The organism is Variovorax glucosi, from assembly GCF_051216695.1.
GTDB lineage: Bacteria > Pseudomonadota > Gammaproteobacteria > Burkholderiales > Burkholderiaceae_C > Variovorax.
Genome location: NZ_JBPJZE010000002.1, coordinates 90226 through 107114, shown reverse-complemented (window position 1 = coordinate 107114; position 16889 = coordinate 90226). Strand labels below are relative to the sequence as shown.

Below are 16889 nucleotides of genomic sequence, written 5' to 3'. Positions count from 1 at the left end.
GTCCGCACGTGACTGTCCGCTATGCGCCGTTGCTGTTCCTTTCCGCCGCGGCACTCGGAGGCTTTCCTGTGCACGCCCAGACACAACCCACCCAGAACCGCATCGAACAAGGCGGCATCGCCCTCACCTTCACCCACGAGCCCGGCCCCGAGAACACCGGCACCGGCCTCGCCCGCCTGACCATCGCCGACGCGCGCACCGGCCGCCCCATCGAAGGCGCCCGCCCCGCTGCCTGGATGCTCGCACGCCGCTCAGAGCTCGTCGCCGAGGAAAGCAGCTGCGAGGACAAGGCGGCGCGCCTGACCGGCGGCTCCATCGAGCAGCGCAGCGACGTCGACCTGAACGGCTATCGCCTGGTCACGCTCAACCACGACCGCACCATCGCCTTCATCAACCCGCACCTGAGCCTGCGCAACACGCAGCTCGAAGCCATCGTGCAGTTGCCCGCCGCCGGACACGACTGGTTGCTCGCGCCGCAGCCACAGCGCCTCGCCGTGAGCCTGCGCGATGCTGGCGCGGTGGCGCTGATCGACACGCTCTCGCGCAAGCTGGCGGGCACGGTGTCGACCGGCGACGGCAGCCTGCCGACACGGCTGGCGCTCGACCCGGACGGGCGCCGGCTGTGGGTCGGGCTGGACGGCGGCGACGAGGTCGCGGCCATCGACCTTGCCGCCGCGAAGGTGCTGGGTCGCGCGAAGGTCGGTCGCGGCCTGCACACGCTGACAATTCCACCGACCGGCCCCTGGCTCTACGTCACCAACTCGGCCAGCGACAGCGTCTCGCTGATAGACCGCGCGACGCTCCGCAGGGCGGCCGACGTGCCGGTTGCCGCCACGCCGGTCGCGGCGGCGTGGAGCGAGGCAGCGCAGCGGCTGGCGGTGCTGTCGGCCAACGGCGGAACGCTCACCCTGATCGACGTTGACACGCGCCGCGCGAGCGCCGTCGTACCGCTAGCGCGCGGCGTGCTGTCGCTCGGCCTGTTCGACGGCGGACGGCATGCGCTGGTGCTCAACGGCCGAACCGCCGCGCTCACGCTGGTCGATCTGGCCTCCGCCCGCATGGTCGCCGAACGCACACTGCCCGAGCGGCCCGACCAGCTCGCGTTCACGCGCGAGTTCGCCTATGTGCGCTCGCAAAGCACGCCGGTCGTGCAGGTGATCGCGCTCGCAGCCGCGCGCGAAGGCCGTCTGGACGGCACCGCCGTGCCGATGGGCCGGCAGGCGCCGGACGAAGCACCCGACGCCTTCAACGTCGCGGGCGTGATGGCGGCGGCGCCGGAGGGCAACGGGCTGCTGGTGGCCAATCCCGGCGACGGCAGCATCTACCGCTATGCGCAGGGGCTGATGGTGCCGGTCAACAGCCACAGCAATTACAGGCGGCAGGCGCGCGGCATGCTGGTGCTCGATGCCAGCCTGGTCGAACAATCGCCGGGGCACTTCGAGGCCGCGATGCGCGCGCCCCGCAGCGGTCGTTACGACGTGGTGGTGCGCAACCTGCGCCCCGCCCTCACCGCCTGCTTCGCCGTGACGCTCGAAGGCGCACCGCCGACATCGGCGCAGCAGGCCGAGGCGGCGCGGCCGCGGCCCCGGCTGCTGCAGACGCAACGGGCCGGTGAAGACGGCCTGCGTCTGGAGTTCGCGCTGGGGAACGATGCGAACCGCTCGACCGCCGACGCCGGCCCGGTGACCTTGCTGCTGGTCCAGCGGCGCGGCACCTGGCAGACCCGCGCCACGGCCGAACCGCTGGGCGACGGTCGCTACGGCGTGCGCCTGAGCGGCCTGCGCGATCTGCCGCCGGGCGATCTCGAAGCGATGGTCGAAGCTCCAGCGCGCGACCTCGGCTATGCACAAGGCAGGCTCGGCGCGATCGCATGGCCGGTCGCGGAGGTGCGCCGATGACTGCCGCCCCAGATCTGACGCGCCGGAGCGCCTGCGCCGCCGGGTTGGGTACGCTGGCCTGCGGCATCGCTTCGGCCTGGCCCCGCCGCGCCACTGCTGCTGCTACCGACTGGCTGCCGGCACCACCGCTGCCCCGCACGCCGATGCTGGACCACCACGGCCGCGCAGTGCTGCTGCAGGACGCCATCGTCGGCATCGTGATCGTCAGCTTCTTCTTCAACGGCTGCCAGACCGTCTGTCCGCCGCAGACGGCGCTGCTGCGCGATGCGCAACGCCGGCTTCGCACACGCGGCCGGGCCGGCGACCTGCGCATGGTGGCGATCACCGTCGATCCGCTGGGCGACGGGCCGGCGCAGCTTCGCGACTACGCGCGGCGTTTCGATCTGCCGCTTGCGGCGCGCGGCGTCGACGATGGCTGGCTGCTGTTGACCGGCGAGCGTGCCGATGTCGGACGGGTGCTCGCCGCCTTCGGCGTGCCGGCCGGTCTGCCGGGCGACCATCCCAGCCTGCTGTGGCTCGGTGACACCGCACGCGGACGCTGGACGCGGACCTCGTCCCTCAATCCGCCGGAAGCGCTGGTCGCGCTGGTGGAAGCGGTGCGGGCATGACGGCCGCGAACACGACGGCCGGATGGGTGACGATCGCCGTCATGGCCGGCCTGCTCGCGGTCGTGAATCCGCTGCCGGCCCGGGCGCAACCGATGAACGATTCGAATGACGCGCTCGTGCGCGAAGGCCGCGCCTTGTACCGCGGCGAGCGGCCCTGGCGTCTGCCGCCGCAGCTGTACGGCGTCGCGCTGGCCGCAGGAGCGACGGCGTGCGTGCAGTGCCACGGCGCGCGCGGCGAGGCGCGTACGGAGGGCGGCGTTCCGGTTCCGGCGATCCAGTGGCAGCGCCTCTCGCAGCCCACGGTTTCGCGGGCGGCCTACGCAAGCGATGCGGCGCTGCTGCAGGCGCTGCGCGAGAGCCGCGACGCCGACGGACGTGCTCTGGCCGCACCGATGCCGCGCTACGCGCTCGACCCGCAGGAAGAGCGCGCGCTGCTCGCCTGGCTGCGGGTCATGGGCACCGAGGCCGCACCGGTGCCGGGTGTGTGGCCCGACCGGGTGGTGCTGGGCAGCGTGCTGCCGCTGACCGGGCCGCAAGCGGAGGCCGGCGCCGCCGTGAAGGAAGCACTCGCGCGCGGCATCGAACGCATCAACGTCGCCGGCGGGCTGTTCGGCCGGTGGATCGATCTCGAAGTCGCCGATGCAGGCTCCGACGCGGCCGGCGCGTCGGCGGCAGCCGCACGACTGGTCGAAAGCGGTCGCGTCTTCGCCTTGGTCGCGAGCCTCCTCCCCGAGCCGGATGCCGCGCTGCGCCGGGCGCTGGTCGTGCACGACGCGACGATGGTCGCCACGCTGGGCCAGTCCGTCGCACCGGCGAACGATCCGCGCATCACCTGGCTGCTGCCCAGCCTGTCGCAGCAGATGAACGCGCTGGTCGCCGCGCTGCCGCGCCATTGCCTGGCAGCGAACCGGGGCCTGCGCGTGCTGCGCTGGCGCCAGGGCGCGCTGGCATCGCTGCCGGTGCCGCCCGCCACGACGTCGCTTCGCTGGATCGACGTCGACGATGCCGTCGCACTGCGCCGCGCGCTTCGCGAGGAGCCCGGCAGCGCCACCATCGCGCTGATGCCGGCGCAGATGGTGGAGCTGGCGCGCGATGTCTTCGCCGGGCCCGGCATCTGCCTCGGCACGCTGGCCGTGCTGTCCGGCGGCGCCGCTGCGGACGCGGGCCCGCCCGAACTGCTCGGCCTGCCGATGCCAGCCATGACGATGGAAACCTCGACCGGGGCAGCCCGCGGCGGCGCGCTCTGGCAGCTGCTCGCCGACAGCGCACTCTTCGCCGCCGTCGAAGCCATGTCGCGCACCGGCCGCTCGCTCGACACCACCCGCTTCATCGCCGCGCTCGACACTCTTCAGCGCCTGCAGCCGGCGCCGGGCCTGTCGCTGAGCTTCGGCCCGCAGCGTCGCCACGGCTTCGAGCCCACCTGGATCTGGAAGGACGGAACACGCCATGACACACCGCACACCCATGCATCGCAGCCCTGAAGCGCCGGTATTCGCCCTGGCAATGGTTCTCGCGCTTGCATCAGCGCCCTTTGCAGCGAGCGCCCAGCCGAATCCCGGCTTCGCCATGCTCGGCCACCTGCAGACGCTCACGGTCGACGACGCAGCCGATCCGCTTTCGGCCGGTCGCCTGACGGTCAACGGCGTGCCGGTGCGACTGCCGCGCAACCTCTTCGTCACGATGCCGGGTCAGTACCTCACGGTGTCCGACCTGTTCCGCGGCAAGCGTCCGGGATCTGACGTGGTGCCGGGACCGGGGCTGACGCCGCCGCAAACATCGAGCAATCTCGCGCTGGCGGACGCCCAGCGCGAGCCCGTTGCGATCGAGGTCGAAGTGATGGGTAACATCGTCGGCGGCGAGTACCGCGCAGGCGTGATGCGGCTGTCGCAGCAGGGTCTGAACGTCGGCCAGGGCTTCATCCGCGACATCAACCATGAGCGCGGCGAACTGCTGGTCGGCCCCGATGCGGGCGGTCCGCCGGTAGCGCGCGTGCGCATCAACGACGTGACCGGCGCCTACGGAAAGCGCAACGCGGACAAGACCGACAAAGATGCATTCGACGAGCGCTTCGCCGCCGATCCGGGCAATGCGGCCATCGTCGCCAGCACCGGTTTTCCAATGTGCATCCCCGAGAAGTCGGTCGGCGACTCCTTCTGCCCGGCCAGGAATCGCGCGCCCGCGACGGGCGCGTTTGCAGCCAGCCAGGGACGGCGCTTCACCTGCGACGGCACGGCGGCCGAACCGACCGCGCCGGCACTCGCGGGCTGCCTGCCCGGACTTCCCGCGCCGCTCCAGGTCGGCGACTTCATCAGCTACAGCGGCATGCTCACCGAGGACAGTCGAGGCAGCGGCACGTTCTTCCTTGCTGCGCATGCCATTCAGGCACTGCTCGGCATCTACACCTCGCCCGGCGCGAATCCGGCGTATGTATTCACCGAGGTGACCATCGTCGGCACGCTCGGCGACCCGTGGCCCGGCATCGACCAGGAGGAAACCTCGCGCTTCCGCATCGTCGGCTTCACCACCGATCCTTCGCGCCGGGTCAAGGTGTATGCGGTGGACAGTCCCGGCACGCCGTCGCAGCCTTCGATCCTTCCAGCCGATCCCGATGCCGGCCCCGGCGAGCGTCTGCTCACCGTGCTGCAGCCGAGTCCGACAGCGCAGATCGGGCGCGTGCGCACCACGCTCGATGCCAAGTCGAACTTCCTGCCGATCACGCGCGACATCCTCGCCCGCATCGAAGGCCATCCGCACGACCTGACGACATCGCGCGGCCTGGCGCAGGGCCGCTACACCTCGCCGGTCAGCGAATACATCGCGCCGGAGAACACGCGCTTCGGCCGGCCGCGTTCGCCGGTCGCGGCACCATTCGAGAACTTCTGCTTCCTGTCGCGCGGCGGCGAAGCGCTGAGCACGCTCGGCCGCACCGGCCCGGCCATCGGGCCACTGCAGCCTTTCCCGGATTCGGGACGCGGGCTGGTGTCGCAGACGCGAGCGGACGGCTTGCTGTCGTGTCCGTGACGGACTTGTTCACGCTTGTTCAGCGCCCGCCCGCGAACATCGTCAGCATCCGGTCGATCAGCTGCAGCAGCGGCTGCTCCATCATCGGCAGCACCAATGCAATGCCGGCCAGCCCGGCAGTGAGCGTGACCGGGAAGCCGATGGCGTAGATGTTCATCTGCGGCGCGACCCGCGAGATCACGCCGAGCGTCAGGTTGACGAACAGCAGCAGCCCGATCATCGGCAACGCGATCCAGAGCCCGCTGGCGAACAGGTCGGCGCCGAGTTCGTAGACGCGCACCCGCGCAAACGCCTGCAGCACGCTGCCGCCGACGGGAAAGGTGTCGAAGCTCTTGATGATCGCCATCAGCACCGTGAGGTGGCCGTTGATGGCGATGAACAGCAGCACCGCGATGTTGCCAAAGAAGCGCGACACGGCACTCACCTGCGCGTTGGCCATCGGGTCGAAGAACGACGCGAAGTTCAGTCCCATCTGCAGGCCGACCATTTCGCCGGCCAGCTCGACGGCCGTGAACACCAGCCGCACCGTGAACCCTATCGCCATGCCGATGCCGACCTGCTGCACCAGCGTGCCGAGCGCGGCGGCATCGTTCAGGCCGATGGTCGGCTGATCGGTCAGTGTGGCCTGAGCGCACAGCGAGATGAGGAAGGCCAGCCCGATGCGCGCCCGGATCGGGAACGCGCGCGCCGAGAAGATCGGCGCCGTCGTGAAGACGCCCAGCACGCGCAGGAAAGGCCACAGCACCGGCGTGAGCCAGGCCATGAGCTGCGCTTCGGAGAACGTGAGCAAGCTACAGCACCATCTGCGGAATCGACTCGATGGTGCGGCGGATGTAGTCGACCAGCGTGCCAAGCATCCACGGCCCGGCGATGGCGAATACCGCGACCGCAGCGACCAGCTTCGGCACGAAGGCGAGCGTCTGTTCGTTGATCTGCGTGACCGCCTGGAAGATGCTGACCACCAGCCCGACCGCCAGCACCACGAGCAGCACCGGCATCGACACCATCAGCAGCATGACGAGCGCATCGCGCCCCATCGTCAGCACCATTTCTGCGTTCATTGCGTGTTCGTCCTCAGGTTGCGAAGCTGGCTGCGAGCGAGCCGATCAGCAGGTTCCATCCATCGGCCAGCACGAACAGCATGAGCTTGAACGGCAGTGCCACCAGCACCGGCGACAGCATCATCATGCCGAGCGACATCAGCACGCTCGAGACCACGATGTCGATGATCAGGAACGGTATGAAGATCATGAAGCCGATCTGGAATGCCGACTTGAGTTCGCTGGTCGCGAAGGCCGGAATCAGCACCCGCATCGGCGCCGTTTCCGCGGTGACGCCGGCCGGCAGCTTGGCCAGCCTTGCGAACAGTGCGAAGTCGGCCTGGCGCGTCTGCTTGAGCATGAAGCCGCGCATCGGCGCCTCGGCCTTGGCAACGGCCTGCTCGAAAGTGATGGTGTTCTTCGTGTACGGCAGATAGGCCTCGTCGTAGACGCGATCGAAGGTCGGCCCCATGACGAAGAAGGTGAGGAACAGCGAGAGCCCGACGATGACCTGGTTGGGCGGCGCCGACTGCGTGCCGAGCGCCTGGCGCAGCATCGACAGCACGATCACGATGCGGGTGAAGCCCGTCATCATCAGCAGGATCGCCGGCAGGAAGGACAGCGCGGTGAAGAACAGCAGCGTCTGCAGCGGCACCGAGAAGTTGGTGCCGCCCGCGCCGTTAGCGCCAGTGCCGGAGCCGATCAGCAGCGGCAGCTGGCCGTTGGCGATCTCCTGCGCCTGCACGGGCCAAGCCGCAACGGTCGCCACCGATGCGGCAGCGAGCGCCACCTGGAAAGATCTACGCATGCCTGTCGTCGCCCTTCGCCAGCATCGCCGAGAGCGTCGGCAACGCCGGCAGCGTATGCAGGCAGGTGATGGTCTGGCCGGTCACACCCAGCACCAGCCAGGTCCGTGCGTGTTCCGGGCCGACTTCGACCGTGAGCACCCGCTGTTGCGGGCCGACGGCCATCGCGGAGATGACCTTCGACATCGGGCCAAGCGATGAACCCTTGAGCACGCCGCTACGCAGCTGGAACCGCTTGGCCAGGATCGGCAGCGTGAGGATCAGTGCCACGAAGACAACGATCGTGATGAGGCTCTGCGTCATGTTCATTTCAACCCCGGTCAGCTTCGGTTGATGCGGCGCAGGCGTTCCGACGGCGTCACCACGTCGGTCAGGCGGATGCCGAACTTGTTGTTAACGACCACCACCTCGCCCTGGGCCACGAGATAGCCGTTGACCAGCACATCCATCGGCTCGCCGGCGAGCGTGTCGAGCTCGACGATCGAGCCCTGGCCGAGCTGCAGTACATGCTTGATCGGCACTTTCTTGCGACCGAGCTCCACCGTGAGCTGCACCGGTATGTCGAGCACGCGGTTGATGTCCTGCAGCGGCGCCTGCGCGTTGGCGGCAGTCGCGGCGCCGGCGGCGGCAGGGACCGCGCCCTCCTCCAGTGCTTCGGCCCAGCCGGCACCGTCGGAGGAAGAAATGCTTTGTTCAATGGACATGGGAGCCTCCGAGCCAATGGGGATCGTCCCCGCGCAGGCTCTCGTCGATGCGCAGCGCATAGCGCGCGTTGTGGGTGCCGTAATGGCAGGTGAAAACCGGTGTGCCGTCGACCGATGCGACGATCTGAGGGCTGCGGTCGAACTGGATGAAATCGCCGGGCTTCATCGCCAGCAATTGGCCGACGGTGACTTCGGGCTGCGCGAGTTCGGCCACCAGCGTGACTTCGGCGGCCTGGATCTCCCGCGTCAGCAGAGTGACCCAGCGGCGGTCTTCGGCGATCGCCTGCGCCTGCTGCGCGCCGTAGAGTACGTCGCGGATCGGGTCCAGCGCGCCGTAGGGAAGGCAGATGCGAACGGAGCCCTCGAAGTCGCCGATGGCGATCCTCAGGGTCGTCACGACGACCTTCTCCAGCGGCGTCGCGACGTTGACGAACTGCACGTGCGTCTCGGTGCGCTGATGCGCCATCTCGATCGGGTAGATGTCTTTCCAGGCCTTGTTGTAGTCGGTGGCGACGATGCCCACCAGGCGCTGGATCACGCGCTGCTCGGTCGGCGAGAAATCGCGGCCTTCCATCGGCGCCTGGACCTTGCATGCGCCGCCATAGAGCGCGTCGACCAGCGTCGACACCAGCCCGGCCTCGCACACCACCAGCCCGCTGCCGCGCAGCGGCTGCAGGGACATGATGTTGTAGCTGGTCGGCGCGGCCAGCGTGCCGAGGAAGTCGGCATAGCTCTGGACTTCGACTGGTGCGATCGAGATGTCGGCGCTGCGGTGGATGAACTTGAACAGGCCGACGCGCAGGTGGCGCAGGAAGCGTTCGTTGACGATGTCGAGCGTCGGCATCGGGCGCCGCACCAGCCGGTCGGCCACCGACAGGTCGTAATCGCGCGTCGCGGCCGCGGCCATGCGCTCGACCGGATCGGGCGTCTCGGAGGAAATGGTTTCATCCATGACTGCGCTGCCGGTCGGTCACTGGATGATGAAAGCGGAGAACAGCACGCCCAGAACCGGGCTCTGCGGAACGTTGCGGCGGCTCTTCTTGCGAACCGGTGCCTCTTCCTCGTCGTCGCCGGCCTTGGCGACCTTCGCCTTGCGCGGTTTCGGCTCGTCGATCTCGTAGCCGAGCGTGCGCGAAACTTCGTTCATCACGTCGGTCGCGAGCTTTTCCTTGCCATCGCGGCCGAGCATTTCTTCGGACGTGCGCTGCGACACCAGCATCAGAAGGCCGCTGCGGATCTTCGGCGCCAGCTGCTTGATGCGCTCCACCGACTTGTCGCTTTCCAGCTCCAGCGTGATGCCGACCTGCGCGACGCGTTCGCCGCCCGGATCGGCCAGATTCACGACCATGTTCTCCAGCGCGAGAAAGCTTGGCTTGGCGTCCTTGGCCGGCTCCTCGACGGCGGCGACTTCCTCGTGGCCGGCCGCATGATTCTTCTTGTTCAGGTAGAACCACGCGCCGCCCGCACCGCCGCCCAGCAGCACGATCGCCGCGATGACGATCATGAGCAGCGGCTTCTTGCCCTTCGGTTTCTCGGTGGCCGCGGCGGAATCGGCTGGCTTGGCTGACACGGTGTTTTCCTTGCTTCGGTGGTTCGTCGATGAGTCTCTCGACTGACGCAATTATTCGATTGCGCCGGGTGACGAACCCCGGGATAAGCGGCAGGAAAACCGTGCTTTAAGCCCGCTTAGACGTAGAGGTCGAGCGAACGCGATCCGGCAGTCCGCGCGGCCGAACCGGCAGCTGCACCGGTACCGGCCGTACTCTTGTCCGGACGCACGGCGGATGTCGTCCCGCGGCGAGCGTCGGAGTCGCCCGCTCCGTTCGATCCGCTCGATCCACCCGCCCCGGCTTGCGCTCCGCCGCCGGTCCACTGCCCTGCGACCGATGCGTCGGACAGCACAAGCCCCTCGGCACCCATCATCTGTTTGAGCTGCGGCAACGCCTGCGCCAGCATCGCCCGCGTTTCGGCCTGGTCGGCACGGAAGACGACCTGTGCCTCGTTGCCCTGCACCTGCACGTTGACGGACACCGGCTGCCCGCCGACATCGACCGTGAGCGAGGCGTTGTGGTTCTTTTGTGCCATCACCTGCGCGAGCAGGCCGTTCATCCCGTCGGCAAGCCGGTCGGCCATTCCGCCCATCGATGCACCGGTGCCGGCTGCGGCGCCGTTCACGGGCGTCATCCAGGTCGATGTCGTGGTCGTGCTGCCGCTTCCGAAGACCTGGCCTTCACCGGACGCGCCCTGGGTCATCGACAGCACGCGCTCGAAGCGGCGCAGCAGCGGCGACGAGGAAACGTCGGCCGATGTCGCGGCGGACGCCGCGGACGCGGCCAGCGATTCGGCGGCGCGGCTTTCGAGCGCTGCGGCGGGCGATTGCAGTGCCGCACGGTCGGCGACGGACTGGGCGGCCTGCGCTTGAACTTGCGCCTGCGTTTGTGCGGTCGCATGTTGCGCCTGCTGTGCCAGCGTCGACGAAAAGGAGGTGGCGATCGCAGCCGTCGAGACGCCGGTCGATCCGGTCGATCCAGTCGGAAGAGCGGCAGCCGACGTCGGCCGGGTGCCGATTTCCGTCGTCGCCGTGCCGGCCGGAGTCACTGCTGCAGGAGCGGCACGCACCACGGCATCGCGTGCGCTGATGGCCTGCAACGCGGGATCCGCAACAAGATCGGCGCCGGCGCCGGCGCCGGCTGCGGAGGCTGCTGCGGCCGCATTCCCGCCTTGCACGGCCGGCAGCGGATGCAACCGAACGACCGGCGCTTGCGCGGTGGCCGGTGGCAGATCGCCCATCGCGATCACAGGCGCCTTGTCGGTCGAAGCCAACAGCCGGGAAGGCACCGCCGCGGCGCGCTCGGTCGCATCACGCATGACCGCGCCTGTCAGCGCGCCTTGCGCAAGCAGCATCGCGCTTTCCGCTGGCAAAGGGGGAGATGCCGTTCGATCGAGCTGGGGCGTTCCCGCCGGCTCGACGGTTGCAGCGACTGCGGCACCCGGATCGGCTGCCTCTTCCGTTGATACCTCGGTTGCATCGGCTACCTCCGGGACCACGGCGGCGGCGCCGGCCCTATCGACGCCATCGACGCCATCGACGCCGTCGGCGCTGCCTCCGCTGCCTCCGATGTCGGCACGCTTGTCCTGGCTACGTTCGTTCGCCTCCGGCTTCTTCGTTGCACTGCGCGACGGAGCGGGAGCGGCGGTCGATGCCGACAGCGCAGATGCGAAGCTGCCCTCGCCGTCCGCCGAAGTTTCCCTGCCCGGCGCACGGCCGGCGTTCGCTTTCGGCTGCGCGGGCGCCACGTTTGCGAGTTCGATCGCCATCAGAAGCCTCCGCCGAAGTTGGTGTTCGCGCCGGCCTGTTCCCGGCGACGCCGGTACTGCATGGCCGCCTGTTCGTCGGACTGCTTCTGCTCGCGCCGGTCGAGCGCTTGCTGCAGCCCACGCAGACGCGCGAGGTTGAGCTGGCGCAGGCTCTCGAGTCGCGCTTCGTTCTCGCGCAACGTTTCGGTTTCGCGTTCGACGGCACGGCGCTGCTCGGCGACGATGCCGGTCTGCAGCCCGATGGCATGGTTCAGCCGCGCCATGAACTGATAGTGATGCCGCATGATTTCCGGGATGCAGTTGCTCTGCTGCGCAGCCCAGCGATCCGTGCACTCCTGGGCATAGCTCTCCAGCTGGTCCAGCTGGACTCGACCGTTGACCCAGATCTGGCGCACGTGCGCGACCACCTGCGCGGCGGCGTCGCGCCGGTCGAGGGCCTGCGACAGCGCGAGGTCCAGTCCATTCATTGCAGCCATGTCGAGTCCTTGTTGAATTTCATGCGAACGTTCTTGCCATGCCCTCGAGGCTGTCGTCGAACGACGCGCCTTCGTGCATGCCTTGCTGCAGGAAGGCGCCCATCGCACCCTGCAGCCTGATCGCCTCGTCGAGCGCCGGATCGCTGCCCGCCACGTACACGCCGAGCCGCACCAGATCGCGGCTCTTGCGGTAGCGCGAATACACGGCGCGAAAGCGTCGGGCGGCGTCCATGTGCAGCGGCGAAACCACGTTGTGCATCACCCGCGAAGCCGACTGTTCGATGTCGATGGCCGGAAAATGCGCCTCCTCGGCAAGTCCGCGCGACAGCACGATGTGGCCGTCGAGGATGGCGCGCGCCGCGTCGGCGATCGGGTCCTGCTGGTCGTCGCCTTCGGACAACACGGTGTAGAAGGCGGTGATCGAGCCGACGCCGTGCAGCCCGTTGCCGCTGCGTTCCACCAGCTGCGGCAGCTTGGCGAAGCACGACGGCGGATAGCCCTTGGTCGCAGGCGGCTCGCCGATGGCGAGCGCGATCTCGCGCTGGGCCATCGCGTAGCGAGTGAGCGAATCCATCAGCAGCAGCACATGCTGGCCCTTGTCGCGGAAATGCTCGGCAATGGCGGTCGCATAGGCCGCGCCCTGCATGCGCAGCAGCGGCGGCGCATCGGCCGGCGCGGCGACCACGACCGAGCGCCTGCGTCCCTCCTCGCCGAGAATGTCCTCGATGAATTCCTTGACTTCGCGACCGCGCTCGCCGATCAGCCCGACCACGATCACGTCGGCCTCGGTGTAGCGCGCCATCATCCCGAGCAGCACGCTTTTCCCGACACCCGAGCCCGCGAACAGGCCGATGCGCTGGCCGCGACCGACGGTCAGCAATGCGTTGATGGCGCGCACGCCGGTGTCGAGCGGCTCGCGCACCGGATCGCGGTCCATCGCGTTGATCGGCTGGCGGTCGAGCGGTTCGGCCGTCACATCCCGGATCGGACCCTGATGGTCCATCGGACGGCCCTGCGGATCGACCACGCGGCCGAGCAACCCGGCGCCGAGCGGCAGCCGCAACGCGCCGATGCGGATCGAGATCTCGCGTTCCGGCTCGCCCAGGCGCGGCACCGGCACATAGGGCGCGGCCGGCACGACGCTGGCGCCGCTGGACAACCCGTGCACGTCGCCGGCCGGCATCAGGAAAGCGCGATCGCCGGAGAAACCGACCACCTCGGCCAGCACAGGCGGTTGCGCCCCCAAGCGGACCAGGCACTGCGAGCCGACCGGCGCGCGAATGCCGGTAGCCTCTAGCACCAGCCCGGCCAGCCGCGTCAGCGTACCGTGCACTTCGAGCCCCGGCGCCTGCGCGACACGCGCCGCGGCGTCGGTCATGAAACGTTGCCAGGCTTCGGATTCAGGCGGCATCGGACGGCTCCTGCCAGGGCATCGACAGCCCCAGGCTGGCCACGGCACGCGACCAGCGCGTCGCCACGCCGCCATCGACCACGGCGCCGGCCGACTCGATCCGGCAGTCGCCGGGCGCGATGGCCGTGTCGGTCACCACCGTGACCGGCTGGCCGGCGAACTCGGCACGCAGATGCGCGTCGAGCGCCTCGAAATCCGGCGGCGCCAATCGGACGCAGGCGCTCTTGCCGTCGGCCTGCAGCATGCCGATCGCTTCGCGAACCACCGGCACCAGCGCGTTCCTATCGAGTGCCATTTCGCGGCGCAGCACCTGGCGCGCCAGTGCGCAGGCGATCTCCAACGTGCCGCGCGCGATGTCCTGCTGCGCGTCGGCCAGGCCGGATTCGGCCCTGGCCAACAACGCGACGAGGCGCTGGGCCGTGTCTTGCCCGTGCGTCGCGAAGTAGGTCGTCATCTGCGCCTGCGCTTCGGCGAAGGCTTCTTCGCGGCCGGCCGCATGTCCCTCGGCAAGTCCGCGCGCATGCGCCTCGCGCAGCGCTTCGGGATCGGTGGTTCCACCGCCGATGTCGTTCAGAACCGCGTTCGGATCGACGTTGCCGAACTGCCAGGCCGAGTAGCCGGCGATGTCTTCGCTGGGAATGAACGATCCGCGCATGGGTTTAGACGAAGCCGCCATCGCCGCCGCCTCCGAGAACGATCTGGCCTTCGTCGGCAAGCCGGCGCAGCGCCTTCAGGATTTCCTTCTGCTGCGCCTCGACTTCCGACAGCCGCAGCGGGCCGCGCGATTCGAGGTCTTCGCGCAGCGCCTCGGCCGCGCGCGAAGACATGTTGGCCAGGAACTTGTCGCGCAGCGGCGGCGCGGCGCCCTTGAGCGCGACGATCAGCGTTTCGGACGCGACTTCCTTCAGCACGAGTTGCAGCGACTTGTCGTCGAGCTTCATGACGTCGTCGAAGACGAACATCAGGTCGGCGATCTGCTGCGCGAGGTCCGGATCGTGAATGCGGATCGCGTCGATGGCCTTGGTGTCGATGCCGGCGCCCAGCATGTTGATCATCCCGGCAGCCGTCTTCGCGCCGCCGAGCGACGCCTTCCTGATCTTGCCGCCGCCGGCCAGGACGCGCGACATGACTTCGTTCAGGTCTTCCAGCGCGGCCGGCTGTATGCCTTCGAGCGTGGCGACGCGCAGCAGCACCTCGGCACGCTGCGCCTCCGGCAACTTGACCAATATCGCCGACGCATGCTCCGGCTCAAGGTGCACGAGGATGGCGGCAACGATCTGCGGATGCTCGACCTTCAGCACCTCGGCCACCGAAGGCGCGTCCATCCACTTGAGGTTCTCGATGCCGGTGAGGTCGGCTGTGTTCAAGATGCGGTCGACCAGGATCGTCGCCTTCTCATGCCCCAGCGCATGCTGCATCACGGCGCGCACATAGTCGCCGGTGTCGGCTGCGAAGAGGCTTTGCCCGGCTGTGGATGTGATAAATCGGTCGGCCACTTCGCCGAGCCTTTCGCGCGACACGGCGCGCGTCTTGGCGATGGTCTCGCCGATCTTCTGCACCTCGCGCGGCGACAGATGCCGCAGCACGTGGCCGGCCTCCTCCTCGCCGAGCGACATCAGCAGGATCGCCGCGTCGTTGAGTCCCTGTTCATCCATGACGCACTGACTGGAAAGATGGCAAAGGGTATTTCTCCGCCAGAAACACCGCGGAACCGGCTTCGCCGGGCCGCTGGTGTTGCCCCCTGCAAGGGGGTTGGCGAAGCGACACGAAGTGCGCGAAGACTGGGGGGGAGCTCATGTTGCCGCGGCATCGCCGTTGACCCAGGATTTCACGATGTTCGCGACCGCGATCGGGTTCTGCCGCGCCATCTGCCGGGCGCCTTCGAGCCGCGCCTGCTCCGGAACGGTCTGCGACGCCTGTTGCGAAGGCGCGGGCAGCGCGGTCGCATCCTGCTCGGGCGAAGCCAGCGCTGGCCGCTGCGGCTCTTCGGACAGCAGGGCATCCAGGCTGCGACCCGGTCCGGCCAGCGCCTGCACGTCGGCCGGCGCCGGCGGTGGCGGCGCGGCGATGCGGATCGCCTTGATGCCCGGGCGCACCATGCCGAACAGCACGATCGCGCCGATCAGCACCAGTCCGAGCGGCCAAGCGAAGCTGCGCGCCAGATCCAGCAGTTCGGGGCGCTTCCACAGCGGCACTTCGACCATGTTGTCGACCGGCACCAGGAACGGCGTGTTCATCAGGTTGACCGAATCGCCGCGTTCCTTGCTGAAGCCGATGGTCTCGCGGATCAGCGCGGTCATCTGCTCGATCTGTTGCGGCGAAAGAGCGGTCGCCGTCGCAGCCGGCTTGCCCTGCGCGTCGGCGACGTTCTGGTAATTGACCACCACCGCAGCGCTCAGCCGGCGCACCTGGCCGACCGCGCCGCGCGTCGTCTTCACGGTCTTGTCGACTTCGTAGTTGGTCGTGGATTCGCGCTTGCCGGGCGGCTTGGCTGCTGCGTTGGCAGCGCCGGCGGTCGCGGCAGTCGGTGCCAGAGGTGCGGCGGCGCCGTTGATCGGTGCGCTCGACGCGCCGGGCGGCTGGTTGGAAGTCGCACCGGGCACGCCGGTCGCGGCCGCTGCGCCAAGTGCGGCCGCGCCGGTGGTTTCCACCGTCTGCTGGCTGCGCACCGCGCTGGCTTCGGCCGAGAGATTCGGCTTGTGTTCTTCGGATGTCGCCTCGGTCTGGGAAAAATCGACGTCGGCCGTCACCTGTGCCTTGACGTTCTGGCGTCCGACGACCGGCTCCAGGATGTCGAGGATACGGCGCGTGTATTGCTGCTCGAGCTGTTGCACATAGGCAAGTTGCTGGCCGTCGACCGCGCCGGCCGTGCCCGCGGCGTCGCCGGTGTTCGACAGCAGCTTGCCGCTGTCGTCCAGCACGCTCACTGCGCCAGGCGTCAGTTCGGGCACGCTCGAAGCGACCAGATGCACGATGCCGGCGATCTGGCTGCGCTCCAGCGTACGTCCCGGGTACAGGCTCAGGAGCACCGAAGCCGACGGCTTCTGCTGTTCGCGAAAGAAACCGTTCTGCTGCGGCAGCGCCAGATGCACGCGCGCGCTCTGCACCGAGCCCAGTGCCTGAATCGATCGCGTCAGCTCGCCTTCGAGGCCGCGCTGGAAGCTCAGCTTCTCCTGGAACTGCGTCATGCCGAACCGGTTGTTCTCCATCAGTTCGAAGCCGGCGACCGAGCCTTTCGGCAAACCCTGGGACGCAAGACGCAGGCGCACGTCATGCACCTTGTCGGCCGGCACCATCACCGCGCCGCCGCCTTCCGCATACTTATAGGGAACGTTCATCGTGGCGAGCTGCGCGATGACGGCGCCGCCGTCCTTGTCGCCCAGGTTCGCGTAGAGCACGCGCCAGTCGGGCTGGCGGCCGATCACGATCGCTGCGACGGCCACCGCGATCAGCACCGCCGCGCCGACAGCCAGCCGCATGCGCTGGCCCCGGTCCATGGTCGCAAGCCGGCCGGCCCAGGGGGCGGCGGTGGGAGTGATGACGGCAGCAGGTATTTGTGCGACGGCGGACATGCGTGGAATCGGTAGGGCTGCGGGGAAGCGGCAGA

Annotated in this window: 17 protein-coding genes; 4 read left to right on the top strand and 13 right to left on the bottom strand. The window is 68.8% G+C overall.

Annotated features, from left to right (window positions below):
* Window positions 1–8 precede the first annotated feature (8 nt).
* Genes ACSFA3_RS08905 through ACSFA3_RS08890 form a run of 4 tightly spaced genes read left to right on the top strand, consistent with a single transcriptional unit; the run spans window position 9 to window position 5527 of the window.
* Entirely contained in the window at window positions 9–1898 is a 1890-nt protein-coding gene (locus tag ACSFA3_RS08905) for a YncE family protein (protein WP_435505088.1), read from the top strand.
* Window positions 1895–2506, top strand: coding sequence for an SCO family protein (locus tag ACSFA3_RS08900; protein WP_435505087.1), 612 nt, complete (start codon window positions 1895–1897; stop codon window positions 2504–2506). Before ACSFA3_RS08905 ends, ACSFA3_RS08900 begins: the two co-directional genes overlap by 4 nt.
* Entirely contained in the window at window positions 2503–3987 is a 1485-nt protein-coding gene (locus ACSFA3_RS08895; RefSeq protein ID WP_435505086.1) for a cytochrome c/ABC transporter substrate-binding protein, read from the top strand. The genes ACSFA3_RS08900 and ACSFA3_RS08895 overlap by 4 nt, the downstream gene beginning before the upstream one ends.
* Window positions 3953–5527: a hypothetical protein gene (locus ACSFA3_RS08890; protein ID WP_435505085.1), complete on the top strand. Its 1575-nt coding sequence runs from the start codon at window positions 3953–3955 to the stop codon at window positions 5525–5527. The genes ACSFA3_RS08895 and ACSFA3_RS08890 overlap by 35 nt, the downstream gene beginning before the upstream one ends.
* Before the next feature lie 19 nt (window positions 5528–5546).
* Here the strand turns inward: ACSFA3_RS08890 and fliR are convergent, their stop codons facing one another.
* From fliR to fliF, 13 genes are all read right to left on the bottom strand, one after another.
* Complete coding sequence (fliR, locus tag ACSFA3_RS08885; protein ID WP_435505084.1) at window positions 5547–6317, bottom strand: flagellar biosynthetic protein FliR; 771 nt, start codon at window positions 6315–6317, stop codon at window positions 5547–5549.
* A 1-nt stretch (window position 6318) separates the two neighbouring features.
* Entirely contained in the window at window positions 6319–6588 is a 270-nt protein-coding gene (gene fliQ / locus ACSFA3_RS08880) for a flagellar biosynthesis protein FliQ (RefSeq protein ID WP_435505083.1), read from the bottom strand.
* Window positions 6589–6601: 13 nt separating this feature from the next.
* Window positions 6602–7375 carry a flagellar type III secretion system pore protein FliP gene (gene fliP / locus ACSFA3_RS08875; protein ID WP_435505082.1) on the bottom strand — a complete coding sequence of 258 codons (774 nt, stop codon included), beginning with the start codon at window positions 7373–7375 and terminating at the stop codon, window positions 6602–6604.
* The gene (locus ACSFA3_RS08870; protein ID WP_435505081.1) at window positions 7368–7676 is read right to left on the bottom strand and encodes a FliO/MopB family protein; all 309 of its coding nucleotides are present in this window, start codon (window positions 7674–7676) and stop codon (window positions 7368–7370) included. The genes fliP and ACSFA3_RS08870 overlap by 8 nt, the downstream gene beginning before the upstream one ends.
* Window positions 7677–7693: 17 nt before the next feature.
* Window positions 7694–8077, bottom strand: a complete 384-nt coding sequence (fliN, locus tag ACSFA3_RS08865; protein WP_435505080.1) for a flagellar motor switch protein FliN — start codon at window positions 8075–8077, stop codon at window positions 7694–7696.
* A complete protein-coding gene (fliM, locus tag ACSFA3_RS08860; RefSeq protein WP_435505079.1) occupies window positions 8067–9029 on the bottom strand; it encodes a flagellar motor switch protein FliM in 963 nt (320 codons plus the stop codon). The genes fliN and fliM overlap by 11 nt, the downstream gene beginning before the upstream one ends.
* Window positions 9030–9047: 18 nt before the next feature.
* Window positions 9048–9647: a flagellar basal body-associated FliL family protein gene (locus ACSFA3_RS08855; RefSeq protein WP_435505078.1), complete on the bottom strand. Its 600-nt coding sequence runs from the start codon at window positions 9645–9647 to the stop codon at window positions 9048–9050.
* A 116-nt stretch (window positions 9648–9763) separates the two neighbouring features.
* Window positions 9764–11395 (bottom strand): flagellar hook-length control protein FliK, encoded by a 1632-nt coding sequence (locus ACSFA3_RS08850; RefSeq protein WP_435505077.1) that lies wholly within the window; start codon window positions 11393–11395, stop codon window positions 9764–9766.
* Entirely contained in the window at window positions 11395–11871 is a 477-nt protein-coding gene (locus ACSFA3_RS08845; protein ID WP_435505076.1) for a flagellar export protein FliJ, read from the bottom strand. Before ACSFA3_RS08845 ends, ACSFA3_RS08850 begins: the two co-directional genes overlap by 1 nt.
* A 19-nt stretch (window positions 11872–11890) precedes the next feature.
* Entirely contained in the window at window positions 11891–13282 is a 1392-nt protein-coding gene (gene fliI, locus ACSFA3_RS08840; RefSeq protein WP_435505075.1) for a flagellar protein export ATPase FliI, read from the bottom strand.
* A complete protein-coding gene (locus ACSFA3_RS08835; protein WP_435505074.1) occupies window positions 13272–13937 on the bottom strand; it encodes a FliH/SctL family protein in 666 nt (221 codons plus the stop codon). Before ACSFA3_RS08835 ends, fliI begins: the two co-directional genes overlap by 11 nt.
* A 4-nt stretch (window positions 13938–13941) precedes the next feature.
* A complete protein-coding gene (fliG, locus tag ACSFA3_RS08830; RefSeq protein ID WP_435505073.1) occupies window positions 13942–14937 on the bottom strand; it encodes a flagellar motor switch protein FliG in 996 nt (331 codons plus the stop codon).
* A gap of 138 nt (window positions 14938–15075) precedes the next feature.
* Window positions 15076–16854 carry a flagellar basal-body MS-ring/collar protein FliF gene (gene fliF, locus ACSFA3_RS08825; protein ID WP_435505072.1) on the bottom strand — a complete coding sequence of 593 codons (1779 nt, stop codon included), beginning with the start codon at window positions 16852–16854 and terminating at the stop codon, window positions 15076–15078.
* Window positions 16855–16889 lie beyond the last annotated feature (35 nt).

Bases quoted from the DNA above. Each gene is read 5' to 3' on its own strand.
- ACSFA3_RS08900 (WP_435505087.1), top strand. From the start codon at position 1,895: ATGACTGCCGCCCCAGATCTGACGCGCCGGAGCGCCTGCGCCGCCGGG.
- ACSFA3_RS08895 (WP_435505086.1), top strand. From the start codon at position 2,503: ATGACGGCCGCGAACACGACGGCCGGATGGGTGACGATCGCCGTCATG.
- ACSFA3_RS08890 (WP_435505085.1), top strand. From the start codon at position 3,953: ATGACACACCGCACACCCATGCATCGCAGCCCTGAAGCGCCGGTATTC.
- fliQ (WP_435505083.1), bottom strand. From the start codon at position 6,588: ATGAACGCAGAAATGGTGCTGACGATGGGGCGCGATGCGCTCGTCATG.
- fliP (WP_435505082.1), bottom strand. From the start codon at position 7,375: ATGCGTAGATCTTTCCAGGTGGCGCTCGCTGCCGCATCGGTGGCGACC.
- ACSFA3_RS08870 (WP_435505081.1), bottom strand. From the start codon at position 7,676: ATGACGCAGAGCCTCATCACGATCGTTGTCTTCGTGGCACTGATCCTC.
- fliN (WP_435505080.1), bottom strand. From the start codon at position 8,077: ATGTCCATTGAACAAAGCATTTCTTCCTCCGACGGTGCCGGCTGGGCC.
- fliM (WP_435505079.1), bottom strand. From the start codon at position 9,029: ATGGATGAAACCATTTCCTCCGAGACGCCCGATCCGGTCGAGCGCATG.
- ACSFA3_RS08850 (WP_435505077.1), bottom strand. From the start codon at position 11,395: ATGGCGATCGAACTCGCAAACGTGGCGCCCGCGCAGCCGAAAGCGAAC.
- ACSFA3_RS08845 (WP_435505076.1), bottom strand. From the start codon at position 11,871: ATGGCTGCAATGAATGGACTGGACCTCGCGCTGTCGCAGGCCCTCGAC.
- fliI (WP_435505075.1), bottom strand. From the start codon at position 13,282: ATGCCGCCTGAATCCGAAGCCTGGCAACGTTTCATGACCGACGCCGCG.
- ACSFA3_RS08835 (WP_435505074.1), bottom strand. From the start codon at position 13,937: ATGCGCGGATCGTTCATTCCCAGCGAAGACATCGCCGGCTACTCGGCC.
- fliG (WP_435505073.1), bottom strand. From the start codon at position 14,937: ATGGATGAACAGGGACTCAACGACGCGGCGATCCTGCTGATGTCGCTC.
- fliF (WP_435505072.1), bottom strand. From the start codon at position 16,854: ATGTCCGCCGTCGCACAAATACCTGCTGCCGTCATCACTCCCACCGCC.